This is a genomic window from Thermosphaera sp., assembly GCF_059755995.1.
Window position 1 is genome coordinate 1 of the sequence record NZ_DBOUKL010000005.1, and the last position, 20,769, is coordinate 20,769.

The following is a 20,769-nucleotide window of genomic DNA, read 5'->3' on the forward strand; positions in this document are numbered from 1 at the left end:
GTGGCCATGGGTCCCTAGCGAGCCATATCCTTGGCTTGAATATTTGAAAAGCTTGACAAACGATAGAGGAGTAGTCCTTAGAGTGATAACTCGGCACGAACAGTCGATTCTGTCTCTAACCAAGCAACTGTTCCTAAATAGTCCTGTTGCACAGGAGCTGGGGATTATCGACATCCAGTTCTTGTATGTTGCAGCGGAATCATGGCCTGATTACATTACCAGAGCTAAATCCCTTGGAACCCCGATTGATGTTGCTTGGGGAGGGGGGCCAACTCTTTTCAATAATATTTACGCAATGGGCTTTCTCCAGGAGATAAACAGCTCAATACATCCTGCCCATAACGCAATCCTCTATGAGTTGTCGAAGATCCCGGAAAGAATTGCCGGCGCTGAAACTTATAGGGTTGATGGTAATGGTAGCTTAGTGTGGATTGGTGCTAGCGTTAGTAGTTTCGGCTTCACGATCAACAAGAATGTGTTAAATCGTTATGGAGTACCAACGCCTGCTAAATGGGGCGATCTCGCCTCTCCAGAGTACGCTAGATACCTTCCCTACATTCACATAGTCGGGATAGCTGACCCAACGATGAGTACTAGTAATACCAGAATATTTGAAATCATTCTCCAAGCCAAGGGTTGGGAGGAAGGCTGGCGCATCCTAACCCTTCTCGCAGCCAACGCGATAATTTACTCGGGAAGCGGAGACGTGAGAGATGCTGTCATACAGGGAGATATAGGAATAGGGACAACAATAGATTTCTACGGATACATGGCCATGAGCAATAATCCTGCATGTGAGTACATTATTCCAGCTAACGAGTCAATAGTTAACGCCGACCCAATCGCCCTATTGAAAGATTCGAGATACCCTGTCCATGCTGCTGCTTTCGTGGCATGGGTCTTAAGCGAATACGGTGGACAACAGGTATGGTTAGATCGCGAAATAAACAGGCTACCAATAAACCCGCGGGTCTTCAACACCCCTGGAGGGCAGGAGAGGCCTGACCTTTATCAAGCCTTGCAGAATATTCAGCAAGCTGGCGGGATACTCTTCAATGAGACTCTATCCACAAAGTGGGTTGACGCCGTGGTTAACTATTTTAAGGCCACCCTTGTTAATGCCCACGATGATCTGACTCCAGCATGGGCTCAAATCGCTAACGCATACCTTGAAGGCAGGATTTCTAAGGACTGGTATAATTACCTCGTATGGTATATTTCGAGACCGTTACAGTTCACAGATCCTTTGTCAAATGAAACAGTCACTTTCACTCTCGAATATGCGATACGAATAAACCCATACATAACCCAGGGACCGATTCAAAGTACTTTGAGAAGAACATGGGAGGATCTCTCACGTCAAAGGTATAGGGAGGCATTGAATCTACTCCAACAGGCATTAAATGGGGCGCCGGTTCCAACAACCACGACAACACAAGAGACATCTTCACCAGGAGGAGAGGGAGGACAAATCCCAATAAGCATTATTATCCTAATAGCAGTGATTGCAATAGTGGTGTTCTATTTCTTCCTTAGAAGGAGGAAGGTTTAAATTATTTTTCAAAAAATCCCTTAATAATGAAGGTTGAGGGCAATGAGAGAGATAAAGCTTTTATATGTATTTATATTCGGGCTTGTTCTTTCGCTGGTTTACATGGTTATTCCGGATTTAGGTCTTTCAAAAACTGATGGGAGCATATTGGAAACAGGTTTATGGCTCATCGGTTTCAGCCTAGGCCCATTTTTCTTGTACAAAGGTTTTGACTTCAGAAGAATCAAGTTTAGCTCATTCCTGAGTTTTCTTTCAATAATTTCATTTCTCTACATTTTCTTCGTAATTGTTCTTTATATACAAGGTGTTCCCACTGCATTAGGAATGTTTCTTACGCCTTTTCTATCTCTCTCTGTGTCAGGATTTCTACATGAGAGGTTTAAAAAAAGGAAAATTGCAATGGAAGTTACTAGAGGGGTTGCGGGAGGATTTGCCCGTAAAATCAGGTCTACGATATCTCAACTTGATAGAACCATGTGGTTCTTCCTGATTTTTGGCTTCGCATACCTTTTCACGTTCCTTATAATTCCTATACTTTCAGTATTAATTTACGCATTTATCCCTCCTGTCGGCGGTGAATGGTGGAGTAACTTTGAGACTATCTTAAGAGGGCATTTAAGACCGGAATCGCCGACGTTAACATATGTTAACCTCAACCCCCTCGATAAAGACCCTATTAAAATCGTGGAGCCTTTAAAACTGATGATTTTGAAAGGAGTGGACTATGGGTCATTAATTAACAGTTTACTAGTGTCGGCAATTGTTACTTTAGTAGCCACGGTTCTCGGCGCTATCGTGGCCTTTGCTCTTGCAAGATACGATTTCAAAGGGAAAATGCTACTCAGGATTTTGGCTATGGTTTCATTGTTTGTAACCCCGTTTGTCAATTCATACGTCATAAGGTTGCTTTGGGGTGAGGGAGGCCCGATTTCGCAATTGGTGAAGTATTTCACAGGATACACGTTACGAGTAGAGGGGTTGGCAGGCGTAATCATATCTCAAATCATGACTTTCTACCCTATAGTTTACTTGAACGCTTATGCAAGCTTCCTTAACGTGGATCCCTCAACTGAGGAGCAGGCTGAAAACCTGGGTGCGAAAGGTTTGAAGCTGTTTCTCAATGTTACACTGCCTTTAGCGCTACCAGGCATTGTGGCCGGGTCTATAATAGTGTTTATTTTCAGCCTTGAGGATCTGGCCGCCCCAATAGTTTTCAACTATAAGAATTTAATAAGCTATCAGATTTACGATGGGATAATAAACGCTAGAGGAGCGATTTACCCTGAAAAGGCTGCTCTAGGTTTGATCCTGTTATTCATCTCGCTAACAGGCTTCATAGCGATTAGGAACTACGTGGGAATGAGATCATATGCGATGATAAGCAGGGGTGGAAGATGGCAGAAGAGGGAGCATAAGCTGGGTGTTTTAGGCTCGATAGCGGTTTACCTAGGGATTTTCCCCCTAGTGCTCTTCACTGCTTTCCCGCAAATCGGTGTGGTTTTAATGTCATTCAACATTCTCCAGCCTTACGTGAAAATTGAAGCCGGCCAGGTTCAAGGATTAGTGCTTCAAATGCCGTCTTCAATTAATGATTTAACCATCTATATGAGTAAGGCTTTAACAGATCCTAATATTTTAAACTACTTAAAGAACACCTTCATATACGCATCCATATCAGTTGTATTAGCAGTCTTCATAGCAATTAGTGTTGGATACAGCGTCAGCCGTTTAAAGATCAAGTGGCTGAGCAACCTGCTGGATTCGCTTGCAACAGCACCTCTCGCCATACCAGGACTAGTCGTCGCGCTGGGCTACTACATAGTTTTCTCATTCATTGGTGAGTTGAACCCGGGCATTCTAGGTTTCCTCCACCCAGCTAATCCAGGCTTTCAAGCATGGATAGTGTTTATAATAGCTTTCAGCGTTAGAAGGCTACCTTATGTTGTCAGATCCGTCTTCGCAGGATTCCAGCAGGTTCATGAAAACCTTGAGGAGGCAGCTATGAATCTCGGAGCATCGAGGATCAAAGTAGTGTTCGGAGTGATATTCCCATTTATAATAGGATACGTGTTAAGCGGGGCGCTACTAGGATTTATATACATGTCCACAGAAGTAAGCACGAGCATTACTTTCGGAGGGATAAACGAGAATCAAGCCCCGTTAACATATTATATGAGGCAGTACTATAGCGGAGGAGCAGGCATCGGAGTTCAAGTGACAGCAGCCATGGGGACAATACTGATCCTGCTCCAACTAGTTGCCGTGTTAATAGTTGTCTACGTATTTAAGCAAAGATACGCATTTATAGGTGCTTAGGGAGGGGGTGGGTTTTTGACACGGATCAGGCTCGAGGGGGTAACAAAAACCTACGGTAACGTCATAGCTGTTAACAACATAACCCTAGACATTGAGAAGGGGGAGTTATTTACTTTCCTAGGACCTAGCGGCTGCGGTAAAACTACAACGTTGAGAATTATCGCTGGTTTCGAGATACCTGACTCAGGCAAGCTATACTTTGACGACGAGGATGTCACGTTTTTAAAACCCTATAAGAGAAACACGGCAATGGTGTTTCAGAACTATGCTTTATGGCCCCACATGACTGTTTATGAAAACGTAGCATATGGGTTGAAAATAAGGAAGAAGCAGCTGGGGCTGACGGACGAGGACATTAAGAAAAAGGTGTTAGAGGCTCTCGAACTGGTTAAGCTTTCAGGATTGGAGGACCGGTATCCACTCCAGCTAAGTGGTGGGCAACAGCAAAGAGTAGCGCTTGCAAGGGCATTAGTTGTTAAGCCCAGGGTTTTACTCCTTGACGAGCCTTTGAGCAACCTTGACGCAAAACTCCGCGTTGAGATGAGGGAGGAGATTAAGAAGATACAGAAGAAGCTGGGGATCACAACAATATACGTTACCCATGATCAGCTGGAGGCTCTCAGTATCAGTGACAGGATAGGAATAATGAACAAGGGTAGTCTTGTCCAAGTCGGCACTCCACAGGAGTTATACTTTAAGCCTAGAAACATCTTTGTAGCAGACTTCCTAGGTCGTAGCAGTATTTACTACGGAGAGCTGGTCTCAAAAACTAATGGCATCGTAACAGTCAGGCTCGAAGGCACTGAGATGCTGTTAGAGGGTACAACCCCGTTTGACTCACTCCCAGGCAAGGTGGCTGTGGTGATCAGACCTGAAGTAGTTAAACCGGTTTCAACAATGATTCCTTCTAAAAACGCTGTGAAAGGGGTAGTGGATTTTGCGATGTTCATTGGCGATAAGATCGAGTCGAGGATTAAAATAGGTGGATTATCACTACTTGCTTACTTCCCCAACACGATGCCTGTTAGAGTAGGAGAAGAGATCCTACTTCACATACCGCCTGAACACACGATTGTCATACCTCCTGTTCAGGAGTAGCTTCAACCATTTCAACCCATCCTAACATACCATTTATCCTTTCTCTCAGCTGAAAACAATTCTTCAATAATACTGCCTCCCACAAGCTTGAAGAGTCTAATCTCAAAATATCCATCTCGGGCTTCAACAATCATGAGACTAGGTGGCCCGGATTCAAGCTCACCGCTCCACGCACCTGTGGCAGACCCGGGGTTCAGAAGTAGAATTTCCCTCGAAGGGTCGGTTTTCACGAATGGAACGTGCGTGTGACCTGTAATCAGCACACTAGCTCCAATGGTTTTAGCGATCTCGGCAAGTTTTCTAGAATCTCCGCGCGGATATATCCCGTGCCCATGATACAAGCCTATTACATAGTCACGTATCGAGAGTTTTTGGTAAGCAGGAAGAGGTAGGAAATCCATGTTTCCCTTAACAATAAAAACATTTTCCCCGAGCTCTTCAACCCACGCCTTCACCTCGCCAGAGGTCAAATCCCCTGTGAATAGAACAGAGTCCCACGCCCCGTTCTCCACTAACCTCACGAGAGGCTTCGGCACCCTTTCTGCCCGATCAGGTATGTGAGTATCGCCAAGGATGAGGATTCTAGTCAACCTTTGTTACCTCAGACGGGTATGTTTATGTCACCTCTCCATCCGGGAGTAATTCATCATCGTGAAATAATATCATGCAGAGCTTGTTAAAATTCTTTCGCAACATGTTTTTTCCATGTATTTAAGAAGAACTTGCTGAAAGGATGCGGCACTAGCAGGTAGGTGAGTGCTCTGAAGCTTGGCTTTTCTAAAACCCTCGCGACTTCCTGTGAAACCGTCTCCGACCCTTCTACGTAACCTTCTATGAATGCTTCCATGAATCTTTCCAAATCATTTTTTCGTTGAACTATGCTTTCAATATTGAATAAAACCATGGTTGAAGCCAACACTACCAGGTCCCATGCATAGTGGCGGATATCAGTGGAGGGAGTAGCCTGTTCAGCATCAACAATGTAGATTCCTTTAACCGATAATACGAAGTTGGATATCTTACTATCTCCCAAGGCCCATCCTTTTCTGTGAAGCACGCTTAGATGATAACCAAGCTCACGGTAAGCTGTCTCGCTGTCTACACTTGTGAAAGAATCGCCCTCAACATACTCCCTAATTAACTTCAATCTCATAAAGTCGGTTACGTAAACCTTTGGCTTCTTCAACACCTCAGGTGCTTCCCTAAAGAAAAAAGCTTCTCTTTCAAGCCTCTTAATAGGTTGAAAGGCGAAAGGATATATGTTAATAGTTAAGTTTGTTGCGTTAATAAGTAACCATTTCAAAATTCCTGTTTCCTTCCGATAATTTTTAACTACTAGTTTTTCCCCGTTGAATTCATATACCTGGGTCTGTCTGGAAAAATCATCTAGGTAATTTAATATACTTTCCAAACACGCTCACTCTATCAGATATTGGGGTGGCTCTATCACTCTAGATCCGGCAGAAACCTGGTCAACACTGTGTATTACTCCACCGTGTTTCTCCAATACTTCCTTTAATTCTTTAAAGCTGATGTTTTCACCCTCCACTACAACGAGAATGTTTTGAGTATCAACATCTACTTCCTTGACAGTTATGTTTACTGCTTCAACACCCTCTACCTTGCTCAGATGAATGGATAATTCCACTATGGATTCTCCGCGAACAGGGTATAGAACGTCTAGTATGAGCCTACGTAACAATCCGGGACATCCCTCGGTATTTATGTGTTAAAGCAGTTTTTAAAGGTGACTTGCCCAGGGGAGTCAGTCCTGCTCACCCTCCCTCGCTTCGAGGGCGTTGCAGGACTCATCTGATCATATCTATATTCCTAAAGAGTTAATAAGCTAGGCGCTTCAAATTATTCAATTATTTTATTTGTATAAAATAAAATTTTTTGACTGTTCTTTATAAAGCTTTTCATAGTGGTGTAAAAGTGGGAAAACTAGGAGTTACTTATTAACTATCAGCTTTACAATATAAAGATGGGGCATGATCAATGACCGTTGAAGCTTACAGAAAATCTTCATCATACGAACCCTCAAAATCGTTCATTATCGAGATTCCTCTTAAATCAAAGAAAAGGGTTGTCTCCCTGAGAGTTGACGAAGATGCCCTAGCTGTTATCGACAAGTTTGTTGCAAGAAAGGGTATGGGTTCTAGAACATTATTGATTAGTAAATTAGTGGAAGCCCTAGCTGAAGGTTTAAAACAAAACCCTGAAAACATTGATAAAGTTGCCTTGACTCTCAAAATAGGCAGTAAAGATTTCACCGCGTTTATCTCCCTAAACAGCTAGGCCCTCCCGGTTTTTATCATCTCAAGTACGATCCTGGCTATATCGGCTGGGATGCTTATTTGATGCGCTATTTGCTCAATATTTAGTTGTTCATAGCCAAGCTTCTCAACATAGTCCTTTAATGCTGAAACTGGTTCCAAATAGTAAATCCTTCTACCCTCCCTAACCTTCCCGATAATACCTATTTTATTCAGCTGGGCGAGGTACCTGGATTCAATGGTTCTCGGTCGTTTAGTATATTTTGCCACATCGTCTGCTGTTGCTTTTTTCAAGGTTATAACTGCTTCGAGACTCCTCATTAGCGTAGGCGTTAAATATATGTTTTTTCTAACAAGGAATCTAACATCGTATATGCTGCAATAATCTATTTCACTCATATCAATCAGCCTTCACCATTTATTTCTTATTAAAACGATTTTATAAATTTAATTATTTAAAGTTAAAAAATAACAGAAAAACCATTTTAACAAGAATTGTAGAGAACTGTTCAAATAGATATTTCAATATACACTGAATTAGACAGCATTAAAGGTTTTGAAAACTTGCTATAAATGTTAGAGTGCTCGCAAACTTATTATGTGGTGTTAGAATACATGATACTTGAACGGGGTATGAGGCTTGATAAGTAAGTTTATTGAGCAAGTGTTTGAAAAAGTTAAATCCCACTCTAAATACGTACTGAAAGGTGTTGAACTCTTAAACGAATTACTCATAGCTTTGAAAAAGAATGACTTGGGAAATGCAGAGGCAAGTTTTAACGAGCTCCTATTAATTGAGAAGCAGGCTGACACGATTAAGAGAGAAATAATTGGAGAGCTTCACAGTAGCTTCCTTCACCCCGATGACAGGGAGGACATTCTGAGGCTTACCATCGAGCTGGATAAAATAGTAGGGTTTGCGAAATCGGCTGCTAAAAGATTGATAATAATGTACCATGTTGGATTAAGTATACCGGATAGTTACTATCAGGTCATGGAGGAAATAATGCACAACACTGTCGAGGCGTGCGATTTTGTTGTCAATATGGTTGAAAACATAATCAAAGACCCCTCTAAGGCGCTTGAGTACTCAAACATGATTGAGAAAAGAGAGGAAGAGGTCGACGAGTTAAGATTCAAATTACTTGAAAAGTTGTGCAAGGACTGTTCTGAAAAAGTGAATTCAATATGCCTCTTCCTACCAGGCATCATTGACGACATTGAAGAAATAACGGATAGGGCTGAAGATGTAGGAGATATTTACAAGCTCTTCATCATAGGGAAGTAGCCGGGATCATGAATGATTTCCTGTATAGTGACGGCTGCTGGGTTGAGCAGGAGGTTTGAAGGCAACAAGCTCTTGTTCAAGTACCATGATCGACCGCTCATAGCTCAAACCATTAGCAATATAGTGGAGTCGAAGAGAATCGGTAAAATAGTTGTGGTCACAGGGTTTATGAATAAGGAGATTGAAGAAGCAGTAGTCAAATTCGTGCAGGATGAAAGAATAGTATTTGTTAACAACCCAAACTACCAGGAAGGAATGAGCAGTAGTGTGAAAAAAGGGATTGAATTCCTGGTTTCGCATGGTGATAGAATAGATGGAGTAATGGTGAACCCGGGTGATGCAGCCTGGATACACCCATTTGTTTACGATTTACTTGTAAACGCTTTCTACAGTTACAGGCCCATGATCGCAGTGGCTAGTTATAAAGGGAGAAGAGGACACCCAATTCTCTTCTCCTCGAGCCTGGTTGACGATTTGACAAGCATTGATGAATCAACTAAAGGGTTGAAAAAAGTAGTGGACAAATACCATAATAATATTTTACAAGTTGAAACACTATACCCCGGGGTAACACTGGACTTCGACACCTACCTAGACTACATCAGAGTTAAAAACGCTTTGATGAGGTGAAACCGTGTCTCATGAGATCATTAACCCCCTTAGAAGCAGGGAATATGGTTTGAAAATAGCTGCCGAGATCAACAGGGAGTCTGAAATCCTAGCCAAGGAATTAGGAAGACCTGTTCGGGTAATGAATTTCTGCGGGACGCATGAATGGACTATTACCCATTACGGCTTAAGAAGCTTGATGTCCCCCAGTATTGAACTGATTCCTGGTCCAGGTTGCCCTGTCTGCATCACCCCAGGTTACTATGTTGACTTGCTTATTGATTTAAGCCTCGACAGCTACACGGTTCTAACTTACGGGGATGCTTACAAACTACCAGGTACTAGTGGTAAGAAGCCGAGAAGCCTCTTCCAAGCAGCTAGTATGGGGGGTCGCGTCAAAGTCGTTTACAGCTTCACTGATGCTATTAAAACTGCTGCTGAAAAGCCTTCTGAAAAATTCGTATTCTTCGCTGTTGGTTTTGAAACCACCATGCCCGCCACAACCCTTCCAATGTTCTACGGTAAAGTACCTGATAACCTTTTTGTCCTAGTTACTTACCGGTATACTCCACCAGTCATGAAGTACTTATTGAATAATCACCCAGAGGTTGAGATAGACGGCATTATAGCACCTGGGCATGTTTCAGCAATCATAGGCTCAGAATCCTGGAGGTTTCTGCCTGAGGAATTTAAGATCCCTGTAGTAGTCTCCGGGTTCGAACCCGTCGACGTTCTCACCTCAATATTTCTAATTGTGAAAATGTTGAGCCAGGGTAAGCCAGATCTAGTCAACGAGTATTCCAGAGTTGTTAAACCAGAGGGGAATACGTTCGTGAAGAAAGTGATAGATAAGGTTCACGAAAACGCTGATAGTTACTGGAGAGGAATAGGAGTAATACCTGGAAGCGGGGTAAGGCTCAGAGAGCCTTATAGAAGACTAGACATCCTTGCCCAACTCGGATTAGAGGAAAGGATAGTTGAAGACAAACTGCCTGGTTGCATATGCGACAAAGTTGTCCTCGGTCTTGCAAAACCTTTTGAGTGCCCCCTATTCCTGAAAGGGTGCAAGCCTCAGCAACCCTACGGTCCATGCATGGTTAGTAGCGAGGGAGCTTGTAGGATATGGGCAGAAAACACTTAGTCTTAATGGTGAAAGAACGCGTTGAACAGGATCCTAATCCTTGATGGATACACTGATGAACCAGCAGGATTAGGCGTCCCACCTTACATAAACGTATATCCTCGACTCATAGCAGGTGCAATATGGTCTGTAAAGAAGGACGCACAGGTGCTTTACTGGACTGTGGACCAATATCGCAGAAACCCGGGCGAGTTTTTTAAGCAGGCATTTGAAAGCGACTTAGTAGTCATTGTTGCAGGGATGGAGGTTCCAGGACATTATGTTGGAGGTAGGCCAATGTCTTTCAAGGAACTAGAGTACCTTGCAATGAGACTTTTCAGTAAAAACCTCGTTTTAACAGGACCGGCCGCTAGGTTCGGGTTTGGCACTGGGGGAGGCTCATCAGCATATTCTACTAGGGTTTTGAAAAGATACTTCAAGGAGATAGTTAGGGGCGATGTAGAACTCTATTTTAAAGAATTGTTTACAGTAGGCTTTGAGAAGGCAGATCCTTATAAACTAAGGGAAGACTACTCCGTAGCGGATGAAGCGTTTTACAAGGGAGCCAGGATCGTGCAGCAACACCCGAATTTCGGTAAAAACTTGATCGTAGAGGTTGAAACATTCCGAGGATGCCCTAGATGGATAACCGGGGGCTGTAGTTTCTGTATTGAGCCCAGATACGGGAGACCTATCACGCGTAACCCGGAGTCAATAGTTCAAGAAGTCAGCGAACTATACTCCCTAGGAGTTAAACACGTGAGGATTGGGAGACAGCCTGACATCTTAGTATACGGTTCAAGCGAAATCGGGACCGAAGAATTCCCTAAGCCATGTCCCAATATTCTAGAGAAAGTTTTTAAGGGGATTAGAAACAAAGCGCCTGGATTACGAACAATACATATCGATAACGTTAACCCGGGAACTATTGCGAAGCATCCAGAGGAATCGTTAGAAGCGCTTAAAGTAATTATGAAATACCACGCCCCAGGGGATGTCGCAGCTCTAGGGGTTGAATCTTTCGACGAAAAGGTTGTAAAAGCAAATAATCTCAAAGCAACTCCTGACGAAGTAATGGAAGCGTTGAGATTGATAAATAAAGTCGGGCGTATTAGAGGTTGGAATGGGCTACCCCATCTTTTACCAGGAATAAACCTATTATATGGGCTTCCCGGCGAGACGCGGGAAACTTTCAATATAAACGAGGAATTCCTGTATAAAATTATTCAAGAAGGATTCCTTGTTCGAAGAGTCAACATTCGAAAAGTAAGTATTTTGGAAAACACTCCTCTATGGCTAAGGAGGAAGCAGGTGTATGCCAATCTTACCAAGCATGAATGGCTGTATAAAACCCACAGAATCAGTGTTATGAAGTTTTTCGACAAGGAAATGCTTAGGAAAGTGGTTCCTGAAGGAATTCTTCTCCCCTATCTCTATGTGGAAAAATCTGGGAAAAACATGTCCTTGGCAAGATTTCCAGGTAGCTATCCCATCGCAGTTAAATTTTATTCAAGTATTCCAAAATACTCCACAGTTTCAGGAATTGTCCGAAAGCATTCTTCTAAAAGCGTTTTAGCCGAGCTCATATGAGACTTCCATTATCTAAAGATAGCTTTTACGGCCGTGTTTAAGAACCTTGATAACGGGTTTACCGGACCCGTTGATGTCGATCACGATTTCTGGCGCTCCATATATCAGATTATGCTTCATTGCTAGAGGATCCTGGTAAGCACCTGTGTCCAGAAATGCTAGATAGTAATCTTCATCTTTACCGGGGAGGTGGAGGGGGATGCCTCCCAGCTTCAAATATTTCTTAGGGAGATGACTAATCCTGAAATCCATTCTATTGAACCAGCTGTCAACACTGGTTTCTATCTCAACATCACTGATGAACTCTCTTAACTCACCCATGCTGTCACAGGTCAGGTCTCCTAGGACGGCCAGCACGTCCGGCTTCTCATTGAGTTTTTGAATCGGCGTTACCTGGAAGTACTGGTTAACAAGTACTGAATCGGGAATATCCGCAAATAATGACAGGTTGACAATAAATCGTCTAGAAGGAGACGTCAGTATCTTGTAGAGTAATGGATCGTTTATTATATTTTCTACTGAGCTAGGATTAGACCTTATTATCTCGGCAAGTTTTACAATGATTTCTTCCCTGTAATGTGTGATAATGTCTTCAACCCTCTCCCGCTCTGCAAGAGTCAGGGTTTTACCTTTAATCTTTGACTGAATATCCCGGGTGTATTGAAGAATCTTTTTAATACCCTCTAACGACTCTGGGATCCCTATTAATCTTTCCCCATTCCCGGTTTCAAAAGGCTTGTATTCCGTGGAATAAGGTCTTACATCAACTACCTTGGCAACAACAATCCGGTGCGAAGCGACAATATATCTGCCTCCTTCGAAAACAAGTGTTGGATGTGGGTGGACATCGTTGAACTTTCTTATCAATAAATTAAGATAATCAACTATTGTGTAGTTTGGGGACTCCGGTGTTCCCTTTCTACTATCATGGTAGGGATAAGCCATTCCTCCTCCAGTGTCTATGATTGAAATGTTTTCAAAGCCAATACTTCTCAAATCATTAAATAAAATCCTAGCTTCATCAAATATGGCTGCAATATGTTTCAACTCATATATCTGAGAACCGCCGTGGATATGGATTAATATCGCTCTTTCATTCAACCACTTGTACTCCTTGATCAGCTTTAACAAGGTGTTGATAGTTAACCCGAATTTTCCCTCAAGCCCCGCGGAATGCGACCATTTTCCACCTGGTTTGTAAAATGGTTTTACCCTTATTCCTACGTTTATTTCACCATACTTCGATAAAACTTGTAAATCGTGCTCGCTTTCCACGTCTACTATAACATGCCATCCTGCTTTTTTGAAGTCCATTAAAAGTTTTAACACGTTGTCGGAGACCACGCCATCATATATTAGAAGCCTCGAGCCCTTGTCCAAATACCTGTGTAGTAGCCTCAACTCTCCTATGGATCCTGAGTTAAACCCCCAGTTAAACTCTTCACCATACCTCCAAATAGCGTCTATAACAAGAGGAATCGGGTTTACTTTCATTGGAAATACAGGTTGAAACTTTCCAGTATATCCGTGAATTTGGGAAAGCGTTTTAAAAGTTTCGAAAACTTTTTTCATTGTACTTTTTATTGCCGGAAGGAACCGGATGTAAGCTGTTTCAAAACCGTACTTCTTCATTAAGTCAATGATTCTTACAGATTCATCCCCTATTTTCAGAACCAATGCTCCTGTTTCATCAATAGTTAAGTATTCCCCGCGAATTGAGTGCTCTAACCCATATAGTTGTTTTGAAACTTCAACGCTCCATTCCGCAGGCTTTGACATCTCTTTTTATTCTCCCTCTGGTTTTTCTAATGGATTTTAATACGTCATGGGTTTTTAAACTAGTCCTCTACTATTCCATTAATGTCGTGGAATACAAGGCTGGTGGCATTGGCAAGCGAAGCATCTCCACTGGAAAGGGTGAAAGCATATATCCTTAATGTTGAACAAGCATTAAACGCTGTCTCGGCACAACCTGTCAGGGATGAAAAAGTGGATAAATTAGTATTGCTGGCTAAATCTTACCTCTCAGATGCTAAATACTATCTCGAACAGAACGATTTCTTCACAGCACTATCCTGCATAGCTTACGCAGAGGGGTTATTAGACGCTATTAAATACTTGGGGCTTTTATCCTTTGAATGGAGGGCTCTCTCGGAACTTTTAAAACGTAGAAGAGTCTTAGTGGCGGGAAGCTTTGAATTCCTCCATCCCGGACACCTGTTTTTATTAAGGAAAGCATGGGAGCTTGGAAGCGTGACAGTTGTTGTTTCTCGTGATAAAAACTTCAGGAAATTCAAAAACAGAACCCCTTTATTGCCTGATACTGTTAGAAGAGAGATTCTTGAATCCGTGAAATACGTTGATAAAGCGGTATTAGGTGATGAAGAGGACTTCCTGAAACCCATTGTAGAGCTTAAGCCTGAGATAATCCTTCTCGGACCGGATCAATGGATTACTCCTGAAGAGCTGAAGGAGAGATTGAGAGAAAGGGGCTTATCAGATGTGGTTGTTTTAAAACTTGAAGAAAGAGTTGGGGAGTGGAGTTCCACCCGTATAGTAGAAGTGCTTAAGAAAATTGCGTGTAATTACTCGCAGGATGTGCAGGAGGATTCTTTCAAAAGCCATTGAAGCCTTTTCTCTTTCTCGTTTTCAAGGGTTTTAACAAAGTCTTTTATCATATTCACCAGCCCGTTTTTATCCACGTTTGGATTATACCCAAGGTGATTGCTAGATACGAGATAGCCATCATAACCCCACTGTCAAGTCCTGTAGCAATAAATCCTGCAACTTTACCTTCCAGCAGGCTTCTACCTTTATGAAAGATCATATGCTCCATGCTTGTTAACCTGTCAATAAAGTTCTTCAAAACCCCGCTAGGGGCGTACCAGTACACAGGCGTTGACACGATCAATCCATCTGCTTCCAGCAACATGCTTGCTACATTGTTGAAATCGTCATCGCTTATAATACATGGAAACTTACAGTACTTGTTTCCATCCGAGACGCATCCAATACACGGCTTAATATTTTTCTCATAAAGATGAACGAACTCAGGTAATCCGCCGCCGTCTACAACACCCTTAGCGGCAACAATTAATAACTGGTTCGAAGACCCGTAGCTTCTCGGAGACGCATTGATCATTAATATTTTCGGCTTGGATGTTTTCAATTGGAACCACCCAGACTAATGGTATCAGGTAAAAGCTAATTTAAAATTCAGACTTTGTGATACCTCACTACCTATTGACCCTGTTCAGGTTCACAAGTGTTTAAAAGGAGAATTCAGCAACGCCAACCGTCTTCATGAATCTGACACGGGTTCGCTCATCATTCAGGTTATGATAATGTGTTATTAAGGATTATAAATTAATAACAATGTGATGCGAGTGATTGAGATGAGCATTAACTTCCATGAAGTAAAGAAGAAGCGGGAGGAGTTTTGGAATAGTAGCCTGGTTTACAAGGCTATTCACGACAGGTTGGTAAAGCAGGGTTATCACTTAATAGGTACGATTGGAGCCGTTAAAAGATGCCACTGGACAAAGGAAGCAGTAGTTAGGAAGAGATTCTGCTACAAGTGCTTATGGTACGGCATTGAGAGCCACAGGTGCATTCAAATGACCCCTGTCGCTGCATGGTGCTGGAACAGGTGTCTACACTGCTGGAGGATTCAGCCAGAAGATGTTGGAATGCATTGGGATGATACTAGGCCGCCGGTTATAGATGACCCGGAAGTACTGGTTGAAGAAAGTATTAGGGTCCACCGCGAGATAATGGCGGGATATAAAGGGAATCCCTCCGCTGATCAATTAATGGTTGAGGAGGCTTTGAAACCTAAGCACGCGGCCATAAGTTTAACCGGTGAACCCCTGCTTTATCCACGCCTATCCGAATTGATCGAGGAATATCATAAAAGAGGCCTCACCACATTCCTTGTCACTCATGGTACAAGGCCCGATGTTTTAAAATCCCTGGTTAAGGAGCCATCTCAACTCTACATTAGCATAGAATCATGGGATAAAGAGTCATACGAATACTTTAACAGACCCCTGGTTCCAAGGGCTTGGGAGCTCTTCCAGGAAACTTTAGAGCTAATACCTTCGTTTAAATCGCCAACTGTTTTCAGATTCACAATAGTTAAAGGGTACAATGATAACGAGAAGGCTTTAGAAAGCTTCTCCAGGTTCGTGGAGAAAGCCCAGCCAACATACATCGAGGTTAAAGCATACATGTTCCTAGGGGGGAGCAGGGGACGGCTTGAGCATTCCAACATGCCCAGTCATGATGATATTAGAAATGTGGGAAGGATTCTGTCAGAGAAAACCGGCTACAAGTTATTGAGCGAAAGCATTCCGAGCAGGATCGTTCTCCTAAGCCGAATCGATAAGCCAATAAGGCATGGAAAAGGCTGCCCTGACGGTGTCGAGCATCCAGAGAAGTACGCTCCAGCCTTCTCGAAGGAGTATGAGGAGCTTACGGATTAACCGAAGATTTTCTTACATGATTCTTCGGAGAAAGACTCTCTTATTATTTGAGCCTGTCTAACAATACCTATCTCTAAGTCATCCAGCGTGAAAACAACGGAGGGGATTATCTTGTGCTTATTTAATAAGGAGAGACAGACTCTTTTGTGACCGTCTAGAACATAGTATGAATGATTGATCCGGTATACTAGAATGGGTTCTTCAATTTTAACTTCTTTATTCAGGCTTCCACCCAGAAGCATCTGAGTAGGCTTCAACACGTCAAGTCTTACATTCTCAAACCATACTCTCGCTATTCTTCCATGAAGCTCTTCTAGAAAATGAATAGTATTGACCATGTGTCTCCAGGTGAGTAAGGACTCAGGCGTGTCAACAGGGTTTACGAATTTAATCTTGTATAGAGGTGTCGAAAAAACAGGCTGGTAGCCGGCTGCATTAATTAAAACAGCTCTAACATGCTTTCTCATCCATAGAGACACTAATGCTCTGTGATGACCGTCTATGATGTACTTGTATGCGTTTTTTCCAATAACCACTATGATCGGTACATCATAGGATTCAAACAATGTTTTTTGAAGCACGAGACCCAGCTTATCGGCTTCTATATGGGTCTGAGTCGTGTATAATTCGAACGGGTTAACGAATCCTTCACCCATGATAACTGGGCTTAGATTCTTCATATTCAACAATGAAAGGGTGTGCAAGGTTTTCCGCTCTACGTCTCTCCTGTCAGACAGTTTCAGCCTATTATGACTCGACAAGTCTTAACTCCCTGCCAGCATAGAGAATGACTAATGCTTCCCTACGCATCTCCTCCAGCAGTATTTTCTCAGTATCGCTTAGCTTCTCAATGTCGCTGGTTTTTAAAGGAAACTTTCTTTTAAACTGGTCGTAAAACGACCTTTCAACAATGAGTTTACCTATCCTAACTATCTTACCTTCATACAGCATTCTTTCAAATAAGCTTCCCAGTACTGCTTGAGCATCATTGAACGATAAAACAGGAGATGGTAGCATTTTACTCTCCTTCCTCGGCTCTGTCAAATAATTTAAAGCTTTCCGTAACTCCTCAATTTCTTTCTCAATCTTTGAAAGTCGTTTCTCAATAGCATCAAGCCTTAATCGTGTCTCATCCGCGATTGATTCGAGAGTGCTCTCAGGAAGTGATTCTTCCCCCTCTTTAATATGCTCCTCTGTCAATTTTTCTAGTTGGGCCGGGGTCTGCTGCGCTTTCTCAGCGCTTTCACGGTGCTGAATAGTCTTGGAAGCGATGTACTCTAACAGCCTGCTTCCTCGCTCTGTCAACACATATCCATTGCCTGATTTTTCAACATAGTTATCGTTTTTCAGCTTGTATAGTATTTTTCGAACAATAACCGGGGAGAGACCTGTAGAGTTTGATATGTCTTTAATACTTGAAGCAGGGTAGGTGTTTAAGTACTCCAGGATAATGTGGGTATACGTCCTTCTAGAGCTCAACACTTTTCCCAATTTAATAATGCTGGTAAAGCGCTTATATAGATGTAGCTTCCTATTTTCGAGAAGGAAAGGCTCAGATAGGATTTAAAAGGATAAAATCCATTAAAGATGTTAGATAAACCTAACAGGTGCTTTCAATGAGCGGGTTGTTCGACCAGGAAACAGAATCCGAACTTAAAAACATATTCGCTAAATGGCCCAGGAATCTAAAAGACACCTTGATAATTGATGAAGATAGGCATGAAGGGCCTCATTCACATGAAAACCCTCTTGACCACTGCCACACTTGTGACGATGCCGTGATGCTGGCTAACGAGTTGGCCAGGATAAGCGAGGGGAAGCTTAGATTCAACATTATGAAGAAAGCTGAGGCTAAGGAGTATAAACCCCGATATCTCCCATCATTCATATACGACACACCGTCAAGGAATGTGCGATACTATGGTCTCCCAAGCGGGCAGGAATTCGCCCCATTCATATTTGTACACGAATACATAGCAACTAACGCGCTGAAGCTGCCCAAGGAAGTGATCGAGGAGGTGGAAGCGATCGATGCACCGCTTCACATCAAAGTATTTGTAACGCCGGAGTGCCCTTACTGTCCACTCGTAGTGGACTTCGCTAACCAAGTCGGCTTAATAAACCCCAACATTATTGTTGAGACCATTGAGGCTATGGAAAACCCCATTGAAGCAGATTACTACGGGGTACAATACGTTCCCTTCGTAGCCATCACCAGGGTTGAAGACTATTACAGATACGGTGCAAAACCGGTTGAAGTGATACCAGGGTACCTACCCCCTGAAGAAGCTGTAAAGGTCATATCGAGAGCTGCCAGGAAATTGAAAAGAAGCTAGTTAGGGTGTTTCAGTCAGCATGAGCGTATCAACCCGAGAAGAAGAGTATATTGAGGTAATATACGAGCTCCAGGAATGCGGTAATTTAAAGATAAGGGAGATCGCGAGAAGGCTTGGCGTTAGACCAAGTAGCGTGGTGGAGTTTTTAAGAAAGCTGGAGGAGAAGGGTCTCCTAGAATATGAGAAGGGGGGAAGGGTCCAATTAACAAGCAAGGGCTTAGAACTCGCTAAATCTCTTGAAGCGAAACATCAATTGCTGTACAAGTTTCTTATCGCATTAGGAGTTCCAAAAGAGATTGCTATAAGAGATGCGTGTAAAATGGAGCACTACCTCCACCCTGAAACAATAGTTAGGATAAAGGAGTTTCTAAGCAAGTGCAACATGGGAGAGCTAAAATAGTTTTACACTATTAAGGTTTTTCTCCATTTCAACCACAATTCTAACAGGATCCTTCCCAGCGAAGCAGTACCATTTCATCTCGTCAAACTCCAACTCTTTCAACCCGTTGAACAATAAATGTTCAAAACAAACAAGAGCCAGCTCATCCTCCATAAGTGAATCCTTAACACTTTTTCTCTGAATTTTATCCAACCTTACTACCTCCCTGTATTGTCGTGATAAGTAGATTTCAACCTCATAGGATAATCCCCTCTCAGTTATACACGAGAAAACCACTCTCCCCTTAACAGCTTCTTGGATAGACGTATGAGAGAGGAATCTACTGATCGCGTCGAATAATCGGTCAACGCACTTGAAGCCCGCCACTTTTCTAGAAACAACAGATGCAGGGTTTACATTGTCATACTCGTAGAATTCTGAGACTGCTTGTAAAGCATCGTTTACGGGAAGTCCTTTCAAGAGAAATCCTGCTAGTAGCCCTATGAAAATTCTCTCATCCACCGCTTCACTGGTGAGAAAACCTGTCAGTTCGCTGGATGAGGAACCGGTGTAAAACAAGCCGTTGAAGGGTTTGTTAACGACGATGCCGCCTTCATCGCCTATACGGTACTCTTCTCCACGAATCTTAACTATCCATGTGTTTTTTATCCTGTATATAAGATTCTCGCGAGAATCGCAGTTTTCGACAACAGGTTTCACACCGTTCATCATTAACCCGTGTGAAATGTTTACAGCATCATCTAAGGAGATGCCTTCGATGCAAACACTACTCATGTCGATCACCCCTTCATCTTGTACAGAGTCGGATTTACGAGGAGAACGCCTTTGAGCATTCTCAAATTGTCGATGAATTCTGAAACCCGTTTACCCTCACCTTTAACGATGATGTTTAACATGCATGTTTCCTCATCTAAATGAACGTGGAGTGTTGAAACAACTATTTCCAGGAATTCATGCTGAAGATCTGTTAGTTCGCTGTCAATGTTTTTCTTGCCATGATCGTAAACCACATTTATAGTGCCAACCACGGCCCCCTCTTTCAAAGGTTGGTTTAGATACATGTACAGCCTTAAGGCTTCTTGAACAAGCTTGCTCAAACTCACGTTTTCCCCTTTAGAAGAAAACTTGGCAATCTCCTCGTAGATGTCGGCCGGTATGTAAACTCCTATTTTAACCCCCTTCATTAACTCCCCCGTCTGAATAGCATGATATAAAAGCTTATTCAAATATTTGTCGAAATAGGGATGACCGCAGCCCTCCTGAAAGAACCCGAAGGATGTTTGATTCACGGACCGGGGGACCGGATATTTCTCCAGTAATACCGGCTAAACCGGTTTAAAAAAAGTATCCTTCGGATAAGCTACTGGTGAGTTAAATGCTAAATGTTAGTGAAAAAATAATATCGAGAGCAACGGATTTAACGAATCTTTTAATGCTGAAGTATATTACGATGCTTGAAGACTTGAAAGTCTATGAGGCTGAGGTAGAATCCTCGGATATGAGCCCGGAGGATAAGGAAGCAACTCTTTCTATGATTAACTTGTTGAAAAACATTGTTGTAAAAGAAATTTATTCCCTTGCTGCGGAAGGATTATTTACCGGTACTAATACGCAGGAGGAGAGCGTCGCGCTCTGATCATCTAAAATCACGTTTTTATTATCACTTACTTAATAGATTATTTTTGATGAATTAGCGAGGT

The 20,769-nt window shown here is 42.6% G+C and carries 23 protein-coding genes; 13 read left to right on the forward strand and 10 right to left on the reverse strand.

Annotated elements, in window-relative coordinates; translation table 11 throughout:
- From AC3OH0_RS00250 to AC3OH0_RS00260, 3 genes are all read left to right on the forward strand, one after another.
- Positions 1 to 1,552: ABC transporter substrate-binding protein (locus AC3OH0_RS00250; protein WP_498344330.1), on the forward strand; the 1,552-nt coding region annotated here is incomplete at its 5' end.
- A 399-nt stretch (positions 1,553 to 1,951) separates the two neighbouring features.
- The gene (locus AC3OH0_RS00255) at positions 1,952 to 3,868 is read left to right on the forward strand and encodes an ABC transporter permease (RefSeq protein WP_498344331.1); all 1,917 of its coding nucleotides are present in this window, start codon (positions 1,952 to 1,954) and stop codon (positions 3,866 to 3,868) included.
- A gap of 15 nt (positions 3,869 to 3,883) precedes the next feature.
- Complete coding sequence (locus AC3OH0_RS00260; RefSeq protein ID WP_193435808.1) at positions 3,884 to 4,966, forward strand: ABC transporter ATP-binding protein; 1,083 nt, start codon at positions 3,884 to 3,886, stop codon at positions 4,964 to 4,966.
- 11 nt (positions 4,967 to 4,977) lie between these two features.
- Here the strand turns inward: AC3OH0_RS00260 and AC3OH0_RS00265 are convergent, their stop codons facing one another.
- From AC3OH0_RS00265 to AC3OH0_RS00275, 3 genes are all read right to left on the reverse strand, one after another.
- Positions 4,978 to 5,556, reverse strand: a complete 579-nt coding sequence (locus tag AC3OH0_RS00265) for a YfcE family phosphodiesterase (protein WP_193435809.1) — start codon at positions 5,554 to 5,556, stop codon at positions 4,978 to 4,980.
- Positions 5,557 to 5,642: 86 nt separating this feature from the next.
- The gene (locus AC3OH0_RS00270) at positions 5,643 to 6,152 is read right to left on the reverse strand and encodes a hypothetical protein (protein WP_498344332.1); all 510 of its coding nucleotides are present in this window, start codon (positions 6,150 to 6,152) and stop codon (positions 5,643 to 5,645) included.
- 231 nt (positions 6,153 to 6,383) lie between these two features.
- Entirely contained in the window at positions 6,384 to 6,668 is a 285-nt protein-coding gene (locus AC3OH0_RS00275; RefSeq protein WP_193435811.1) for a DUF211 domain-containing protein, read from the reverse strand.
- Positions 6,669 to 6,964: 296 nt separating this feature from the next.
- Between AC3OH0_RS00275 and AC3OH0_RS00280 the strand changes: the two genes are divergently transcribed.
- Positions 6,965 to 7,264 carry a hypothetical protein gene (locus AC3OH0_RS00280; RefSeq protein WP_193435812.1) on the forward strand — a complete coding sequence of 100 codons (300 nt, stop codon included), beginning with the start codon at positions 6,965 to 6,967 and terminating at the stop codon, positions 7,262 to 7,264.
- On the opposite strand, the gene AC3OH0_RS00285 is transcribed toward AC3OH0_RS00280, so the two are convergent.
- Complete coding sequence (locus AC3OH0_RS00285) at positions 7,261 to 7,641, reverse strand: helix-turn-helix domain-containing protein (protein WP_193435813.1); 381 nt, start codon at positions 7,639 to 7,641, stop codon at positions 7,261 to 7,263. The genes AC3OH0_RS00280 and AC3OH0_RS00285 overlap by 4 nt on opposite strands.
- Positions 7,642 to 7,882: 241 nt before the next feature.
- Here AC3OH0_RS00285 and AC3OH0_RS00290 point away from each other — a divergent pair, with 241 nt between their 5' ends.
- The 4 genes from AC3OH0_RS00290 to AC3OH0_RS00305 are packed head-to-tail and all read left to right on the forward strand — an operon-like array spanning position 7,883 to position 11,849.
- Entirely contained in the window at positions 7,883 to 8,530 is a 648-nt protein-coding gene (locus tag AC3OH0_RS00290; RefSeq protein ID WP_193435814.1) for a DUF47 domain-containing protein, read from the forward strand.
- A gap of 12 nt (positions 8,531 to 8,542) precedes the next feature.
- Positions 8,543 to 9,160: a nucleotidyltransferase family protein gene (locus AC3OH0_RS00295; RefSeq protein ID WP_498344333.1), complete on the forward strand. Its 618-nt coding sequence runs from the start codon at positions 8,543 to 8,545 to the stop codon at positions 9,158 to 9,160.
- Between the two features lie 4 nt (positions 9,161 to 9,164).
- Positions 9,165 to 10,280 carry a hydrogenase formation protein HypD gene (hypD, locus tag AC3OH0_RS00300; protein ID WP_193435816.1) on the forward strand — a complete coding sequence of 372 codons (1,116 nt, stop codon included), beginning with the start codon at positions 9,165 to 9,167 and terminating at the stop codon, positions 10,278 to 10,280.
- A 21-nt stretch (positions 10,281 to 10,301) separates the two neighbouring features.
- Positions 10,302 to 11,849, forward strand: a complete 1,548-nt coding sequence (locus AC3OH0_RS00305; protein WP_193435817.1) for a radical SAM protein — start codon at positions 10,302 to 10,304, stop codon at positions 11,847 to 11,849.
- 12 nt (positions 11,850 to 11,861) lie between these two features.
- On the opposite strand, the gene AC3OH0_RS00310 is transcribed toward AC3OH0_RS00305, so the two are convergent.
- Positions 11,862 to 13,628: a type III PLP-dependent enzyme domain-containing protein gene (locus tag AC3OH0_RS00310; protein ID WP_193435818.1), complete on the reverse strand. Its 1,767-nt coding sequence runs from the start codon at positions 13,626 to 13,628 to the stop codon at positions 11,862 to 11,864.
- Between the two features lie 102 nt (positions 13,629 to 13,730).
- On the opposite strand from AC3OH0_RS00310, the gene AC3OH0_RS00315 reads away from it, so the two are divergent.
- Positions 13,731 to 14,477 carry a DUF357 domain-containing protein gene (locus AC3OH0_RS00315; protein ID WP_498344335.1) on the forward strand — a complete coding sequence of 249 codons (747 nt, stop codon included), beginning with the start codon at positions 13,731 to 13,733 and terminating at the stop codon, positions 14,475 to 14,477.
- A 52-nt stretch (positions 14,478 to 14,529) separates the two neighbouring features.
- Here the strand turns inward: AC3OH0_RS00315 and AC3OH0_RS00320 are convergent, their stop codons facing one another.
- Entirely contained in the window at positions 14,530 to 15,018 is a 489-nt protein-coding gene (locus AC3OH0_RS00320) for a flavodoxin family protein (protein ID WP_227410830.1), read from the reverse strand.
- Positions 15,019 to 15,244: 226 nt separating this feature from the next.
- On the opposite strand from AC3OH0_RS00320, the gene twy1 reads away from it, so the two are divergent.
- Complete coding sequence (gene twy1 / locus AC3OH0_RS00325; RefSeq protein ID WP_193435820.1) at positions 15,245 to 16,333, forward strand: 4-demethylwyosine synthase TYW1; 1,089 nt, start codon at positions 15,245 to 15,247, stop codon at positions 16,331 to 16,333.
- On the opposite strand, the gene AC3OH0_RS00330 is transcribed toward twy1, so the two are convergent.
- Both AC3OH0_RS00330 and AC3OH0_RS00335 read right to left on the reverse strand, forming a co-directional pair.
- Positions 16,330 to 17,094, reverse strand: a complete 765-nt coding sequence (locus AC3OH0_RS00330; RefSeq protein ID WP_193435821.1) for a nuclease — start codon at positions 17,092 to 17,094, stop codon at positions 16,330 to 16,332. The genes twy1 and AC3OH0_RS00330 overlap by 4 nt on opposite strands.
- Positions 17,081 to 17,812, reverse strand: coding sequence for a winged helix-turn-helix domain-containing protein (locus AC3OH0_RS00335; protein WP_193435822.1), 732 nt, complete (start codon positions 17,810 to 17,812; stop codon positions 17,081 to 17,083). The genes AC3OH0_RS00330 and AC3OH0_RS00335 overlap by 14 nt, the downstream gene beginning before the upstream one ends.
- A gap of 137 nt (positions 17,813 to 17,949) precedes the next feature.
- Here AC3OH0_RS00335 and AC3OH0_RS00340 point away from each other — a divergent pair, with 137 nt between their 5' ends.
- Both AC3OH0_RS00340 and AC3OH0_RS00345 read left to right on the forward strand, forming a co-directional pair.
- Positions 17,950 to 18,669, forward strand: a complete 720-nt coding sequence (locus tag AC3OH0_RS00340) for a thioredoxin family protein (protein ID WP_498344334.1) — start codon at positions 17,950 to 17,952, stop codon at positions 18,667 to 18,669.
- A gap of 19 nt (positions 18,670 to 18,688) precedes the next feature.
- Entirely contained in the window at positions 18,689 to 19,069 is a 381-nt protein-coding gene (locus AC3OH0_RS00345) for a metal-dependent transcriptional regulator (protein ID WP_193435824.1), read from the forward strand.
- Here AC3OH0_RS00345 and AC3OH0_RS00350 read toward each other — a convergent pair.
- Positions 19,061 to 19,843 carry a hypothetical protein gene (locus AC3OH0_RS00350; RefSeq protein WP_193435825.1) on the reverse strand — a complete coding sequence of 261 codons (783 nt, stop codon included), beginning with the start codon at positions 19,841 to 19,843 and terminating at the stop codon, positions 19,061 to 19,063. The genes AC3OH0_RS00345 and AC3OH0_RS00350 overlap by 9 nt on opposite strands.
- A 5-nt stretch (positions 19,844 to 19,848) precedes the next feature.
- Positions 19,849 to 20,253, reverse strand: coding sequence for a CopG family ribbon-helix-helix protein (locus AC3OH0_RS00355; protein ID WP_193435826.1), 405 nt, complete (start codon positions 20,251 to 20,253; stop codon positions 19,849 to 19,851).
- A gap of 191 nt (positions 20,254 to 20,444) precedes the next feature.
- Between AC3OH0_RS00355 and AC3OH0_RS00360 the strand changes: the two genes are divergently transcribed.
- Positions 20,445 to 20,705, forward strand: a complete 261-nt coding sequence (locus AC3OH0_RS00360) for a hypothetical protein (RefSeq protein ID WP_193435827.1) — start codon at positions 20,445 to 20,447, stop codon at positions 20,703 to 20,705.
- Positions 20,706 to 20,769 lie beyond the last annotated feature (64 nt).

Bases quoted from the DNA above. Each gene is read 5' to 3' on its own strand.
- AC3OH0_RS00360 (WP_193435827.1), top strand. From the start codon at position 20,445: ATGCTAAATGTTAGTGAAAAAATAATATCGAGAGCAACGGATTTAACG.
- AC3OH0_RS00350 (WP_193435825.1), bottom strand. From the start codon at position 19,843: ATGAGTAGTGTTTGCATCGAAGGCATCTCCTTAGATGATGCTGTAAAC.
- AC3OH0_RS00285 (WP_193435813.1), bottom strand. From the start codon at position 7,641: ATGAGTGAAATAGATTATTGCAGCATATACGATGTTAGATTCCTTGTT.
- twy1 (WP_193435820.1), top strand. From the start codon at position 15,245: ATGAGCATTAACTTCCATGAAGTAAAGAAGAAGCGGGAGGAGTTTTGG.
- AC3OH0_RS00345 (WP_193435824.1), top strand. From the start codon at position 18,689: ATGAGCGTATCAACCCGAGAAGAAGAGTATATTGAGGTAATATACGAG.
- AC3OH0_RS00355 (WP_193435826.1), bottom strand. From the start codon at position 20,253: ATGAAGGGGGTTAAAATAGGAGTTTACATACCGGCCGACATCTACGAG.
- AC3OH0_RS00310 (WP_193435818.1), bottom strand. From the start codon at position 13,628: ATGTCAAAGCCTGCGGAATGGAGCGTTGAAGTTTCAAAACAACTATAT.
- AC3OH0_RS00280 (WP_193435812.1), top strand. From the start codon at position 6,965: ATGACCGTTGAAGCTTACAGAAAATCTTCATCATACGAACCCTCAAAA.
- AC3OH0_RS00340 (WP_498344334.1), top strand. From the start codon at position 17,950: ATGAGCGGGTTGTTCGACCAGGAAACAGAATCCGAACTTAAAAACATA.
- AC3OH0_RS00295 (WP_498344333.1), top strand. From the start codon at position 8,543: ATGATTTCCTGTATAGTGACGGCTGCTGGGTTGAGCAGGAGGTTTGAA.
- AC3OH0_RS00255 (WP_498344331.1), top strand. From the start codon at position 1,952: ATGGAAGTTACTAGAGGGGTTGCGGGAGGATTTGCCCGTAAAATCAGG.